Below are 5306 nucleotides of genomic sequence, written 5' to 3'. Positions count from 1 at the left end.
AGATTATCAGCATCACAAGTTACTCCGCGAGAAATCAAAGATGTAACCAACGATTGCTGAGCCAAGTTTAGGGTTTTCTCAAAACCCAAAGATGTTTGAACTGAAGAGTTTGATCATGGCTCAGATTGAACGCTGGCGGCAGGCCTAACACATGCAAGTCGAGCGGATGAAGAGAGCTTGCTCTCTGATTCAGCGGCGGACGGGTGAGTAATGCCTAGGAATCTGCCTGGTAGTGGGGGACAACGTCTCGAAAGGGACGCTAATACCGCATACGTCCTACGGGAGAAAGCAGGGGACCTTCGGGCCTTGCGCTATCAGATGAGCCTAGGTCGGATTAGCTAGTTGGTGAGGTAATGGCTCACCAAGGCGACGATCCGTAACTGGTCTGAGAGGATGATCAGTCACACTGGAACTGAGACACGGTCCAGACTCCTACGGGAGGCAGCAGTGGGGAATATTGGACAATGGGCGAAAGCCTGATCCAGCCATGCCGCGTGTGTGAAGAAGGTCTTCGGATTGTAAAGCACTTTAAGTTGGGAGGAAGGGTTGTAGATTAATACTCTGCAATTTTGACGTTACCGACAGAATAAGCACCGGCTAACTCTGTGCCAGCAGCCGCGGTAATACAGAGGGTGCAAGCGTTAATCGGAATTACTGGGCGTAAAGCGCGCGTAGGTGGTTTGTTAAGTTGGATGTGAAAGCCCCGGGCTCAACCTGGGAACTGCATTCAAAACTGACAAGCTAGAGTATGGTAGAGGGTGGTGGAATTTCCTGTGTAGCGGTGAAATGCGTAGATATAGGAAGGAACACCAGTGGCGAAGGCGACCACCTGGACTGATACTGACACTGAGGTGCGAAAGCGTGGGGAGCAAACAGGATTAGATACCCTGGTAGTCCACGCCGTAAACGATGTCAACTAGCCGTTGGGAGCCTTGAGCTCTTAGTGGCGCAGCTAACGCATTAAGTTGACCGCCTGGGGAGTACGGCCGCAAGGTTAAAACTCAAATGAATTGACGGGGGCCCGCACAAGCGGTGGAGCATGTGGTTTAATTCGAAGCAACGCGAAGAACCTTACCAGGCCTTGACATCCAATGAACTTTCCAGAGATGGATTGGTGCCTTCGGGAACATTGAGACAGGTGCTGCATGGCTGTCGTCAGCTCGTGTCGTGAGATGTTGGGTTAAGTCCCGTAACGAGCGCAACCCTTGTCCTTAGTTACCAGCACGTTATGGTGGGCACTCTAAGGAGACTGCCGGTGACAAACCGGAGGAAGGTGGGGATGACGTCAAGTCATCATGGCCCTTACGGCCTGGGCTACACACGTGCTACAATGGTCGGTACAGAGGGTTGCCAAGCCGCGAGGTGGAGCTAATCCCACAAAACCGATCGTAGTCCGGATCGCAGTCTGCAACTCGACTGCGTGAAGTCGGAATCGCTAGTAATCGCGAATCAGAATGTCGCGGTGAATACGTTCCCGGGCCTTGTACACACCGCCCGTCACACCATGGGAGTGGGTTGCACCAGAAGTAGCTAGTCTAACCTTCGGGAGGACGGTTACCACGGTGTGATTCATGACTGGGGTGAAGTCGTAACAAGGTAGCCGTAGGGGAACCTGCGGCTGGATCACCTCCTTAATCGACGACTCAGCTGCTCCATAAGTTCCCACACGAATTGCTTGATTCATTGAAGAAGACGATAAGAAGCAGCCCGAAATTGGGTCTGTAGCTCAGTTGGTTAGAGCGCACCCCTGATAAGGGTGAGGTCGGCAGTTCGAATCTGCCCAGACCCACCAATTTTGTGTGGGAAACGCCTGTAGAAATACGGGGCCATAGCTCAGCTGGGAGAGCGCCTGCCTTGCACGCAGGAGGTCAACGGTTCGATCCCGTTTGGCTCCACCACTACTGCTTCTGATTGTGTAAAGCTTAGAAATGAGCATTCCATCGATGATGGTGAATGTTGATTTCTAGTCTTTGACTAGTTCGTTCTTTAAAAATTTGGGTATGTGATAGAAAGATAGACTGAACGTTACTTTCACTGGTAACGGATCAGGCTAAGGTAAAATTTGTGAGTTGCTCTTAGAGCAAGTGCGAATTTTCGGCGAATGTCGTCTTCACAGTATAACCAGATTGCTTGGGGTTATATGGTCAAGTGAAGAAGCGCATACGGTGGATGCCTTGGCAGTCAGAGGCGATGAAAGACGTGGTAGCCTGCGAAAAGCTTCGGGGAGTCGGCAAACAGACTTTGATCCGGAGATGTCTGAATGGGGGAACCCAGCCATCATAAGATGGTTATCTTGTACTGAATACATAGGTGCAAGAGGCGAACCAGGGGAACTGAAACATCTAAGTACCCTGAGGAAAAGAAATCAACCGAGATTCCCTTAGTAGTGGCGAGCGAACGGGGACTAGCCCTTAAGTGGCTTTGAGATTAGCGGAACGCTCTGGAAAGTGCGGCCATAGTGGGTGATAGCCCTGTACGCGAAAATCTCTTGGTCATGAAATCGAGTAGGACGGAGCACGAGAAACTTTGTCTGAATATGGGGGGACCATCCTCCAAGGCTAAATACTACTGACTGACCGATAGTGAACTAGTACCGTGAGGGAAAGGCGAAAAGAACCCCGGAGAGGGGAGTGAAATAGATCCTGAAACCGTATGCGTACAAGCAGTGGGAGCCCACTTTGTTGGGTGACTGCGTACCTTTTGTATAATGGGTCAGCGACTTATTTTCAGTGGCGAGCTTAACCGAATAGGGGAGGCGTAGCGAAAGCGAGTCTTAATAGGGCGTCTAGTCGCTGGGAATAGACCCGAAACCGGGCGATCTATCCATGGGCAGGTTGAAGGTTAGGTAACACTGACTGGAGGACCGAACCGACTACCGTTGAAAAGTTAGCGGATGACCTGTGGATCGGAGTGAAAGGCTAATCAAGCTCGGAGATAGCTGGTTCTCCTCGAAAGCTATTTAGGTAGCGCCTCATGTATCACTGTAGGGGGTAGAGCACTGTTTCGGCTAGGGGGTCATCCCGACTTACCAAACCGATGCAAACTCCGAATACCTACAAGTGCCGAGCATGGGAGACACACGGCGGGTGCTAACGTCCGTCGTGAAAAGGGAAACAACCCAGACCGTCAGCTAAGGTCCCAAAGTTATGGTTAAGTGGGAAACGATGTGGGAAGGCTTAGACAGCTAGGAGGTTGGCTTAGAAGCAGCCACCCTTTAAAGAAAGCGTAATAGCTCACTAGTCGAGTCGGCCTGCGCGGAAGATGTAACGGGGCTCAAACCATACACCGAAGCTACGGGTATCACGTAAGTGATGCGGTAGAGGAGCGTTCTGTAAGCCTGTGAAGGTGAGTTGAGAAGCTTGCTGGAGGTATCAGAAGTGCGAATGCTGACATGAGTAACGACAATGGGTGTGAAAAACACCCACGCCGAAAGACCAAGGTTTCCTGCGCAACGTTAATCGACGCAGGGTTAGTCGGTCCCTAAGGCGAGGCTGAAAAGCGTAGTCGATGGAAAACAGGTTAATATTCCTGTACTTCTGGTTATTGCGATGGAGGGACGGAGAAGGCTAGGCCAGCTTGGCGTTGGTTGTCCAAGTTTAAGGTGGTAGGCTGAGATCTTAGGTAAATCCGGGATCTTAAGGCCGAGAGCTGATGACGAGTTACCCTTTGGGTGACGAAGTGGTTGATGCCATGCTTCCAAGAAAAGCTTCTAAGCTTCAGATAACCAGGAACCGTACCCCAAACCGACACAGGTGGTTGGGTAGAGAATACCAAGGCGCTTGAGAGAACTCGGGTGAAGGAACTAGGCAAAATGGCACCGTAACTTCGGGAGAAGGTGCGCCGGTGAGGGTGAAGCATTTACTGCGTAAGCCCACGCCGGTCGAAGATACCAGGCCGCTGCGACTGTTTATTAAAAACACAGCACTCTGCAAACACGAAAGTGGACGTATAGGGTGTGACGCCTGCCCGGTGCCGGAAGGTTAATTGATGGGGTTAGCTAACGCGAAGCTCTTGATCGAAGCCCCGGTAAACGGCGGCCGTAACTATAACGGTCCTAAGGTAGCGAAATTCCTTGTCGGGTAAGTTCCGACCTGCACGAATGGCGTAACGATGGCGGCGCTGTCTCCACCCGAGACTCAGTGAAATTGAAATCGCTGTGAAGATGCAGTGTATCCGCGGCTAGACGGAAAGACCCCGTGAACCTTTACTATAGCTTTGCACTGGACTTTGAATTTGCTTGTGTAGGATAGGTGGGAGGCTTTGAAGCGTGGACGCCAGTTCGCGTGGAGCCATCCTTGAAATACCACCCTGGCAACTTTGAGGTTCTAACTCAGGTCCGTTATCCGGATCGAGGACAGTGTATGGTGGGTAGTTTGACTGGGGCGGTCTCCTCCTAAAGAGTAACGGAGGAGTACGAAGGTGCGCTCAGACCGGTCGGAAATCGGTCGTAGAGTATAAAGGCAAAAGCGCGCTTGACTGCGAGACAGACACGTCGAGCAGGTACGAAAGTAGGTCTTAGTGATCCGGTGGTTCTGTATGGAAGGGCCATCGCTCAACGGATAAAAGGTACTCCGGGGATAACAGGCTGATACCGCCCAAGAGTTCATATCGACGGCGGTGTTTGGCACCTCGATGTCGGCTCATCACATCCTGGGGCTGAAGCCGGTCCCAAGGGTATGGCTGTTCGCCATTTAAAGTGGTACGCGAGCTGGGTTTAGAACGTCGTGAGACAGTTCGGTCCCTATCTGCCGTGGACGTTTGAGATTTGAGAGGGGCTGCTCCTAGTACGAGAGGACCGGAGTGGACGAACCTCTGGTGTTCCGGTTGTCACGCCAGTGGCATTGCCGGGTAGCTATGTTCGGAAAAGATAACCGCTGAAAGCATCTAAGCGGGAAACTTGCCTCAAGATGAGATCTCACTGGGACCTTGAGTCCCCTGAAGGGCCGTCGAAGACTACGACGTTGATAGGTTGGGTGTGTAAGCGCTGTGAGGCGTTGAGCTAACCAATACTAATTGCCCGTGAGGCTTGACCATATAACACCCAAGCAATTTGCTGCTCCTAGTTGAAGAAACGAAAGAGGCCAGATTGCGGTGTGTGAAGACGCAATGAACCGAAAGTTTGCACAACACACAAATCTATCGCATACCCAATTTGCTGAAGCGAGACCAACTGGTCACGACTCAGTACCCGAATTTCTTGACGACCATAGAGCGTTGGAACCACCTGATCCCATCCCGAACTCAGCAGTGAAACGATGCATCGCCGATGGTAGTGTGGGGTTTCCCCATGTGAGAGTAGGTCATCG

At 51.6% G+C, this 5306-nt stretch carries 2 tRNA genes and 3 rRNA genes; all 5 read left to right on the top strand.

Annotated features, from left to right (window positions below):
- The first annotated feature begins 97 nt into the window (after positions 1-97).
- Positions 98-1634 (top strand): 16S ribosomal RNA (locus RS887_RS30415).
- 81 nt (positions 1635-1715) lie between these two features.
- Positions 1716-1792: transfer RNA gene (locus RS887_RS30410), tRNA-Ile, on the top strand.
- 30 nt (positions 1793-1822) lie between these two features.
- Positions 1823-1898 (top strand) — tRNA-Ala (locus RS887_RS30405).
- Positions 1899-2142: 244 nt separating this feature from the next.
- Positions 2143-5034 (top strand): 23S ribosomal RNA (locus RS887_RS30400).
- 162 nt (positions 5035-5196) lie between these two features.
- Positions 5197-5306: ribosomal RNA gene (gene rrf, locus RS887_RS30395) — 5S ribosomal RNA — on the top strand; the annotation flags it as partial.

Origin of the sequence: Pseudomonas sp. BIC9C, from assembly GCF_034541995.1 — a bacterium.
Taxonomy (GTDB): Bacteria; Pseudomonadota; Gammaproteobacteria; order Pseudomonadales; family Pseudomonadaceae; genus Aquipseudomonas; species Aquipseudomonas fluorescens_CC.
The sequence above is the reverse complement of the archived record's forward strand: the minus strand, read 5'-3'. Positions and strand labels throughout refer to the sequence as shown.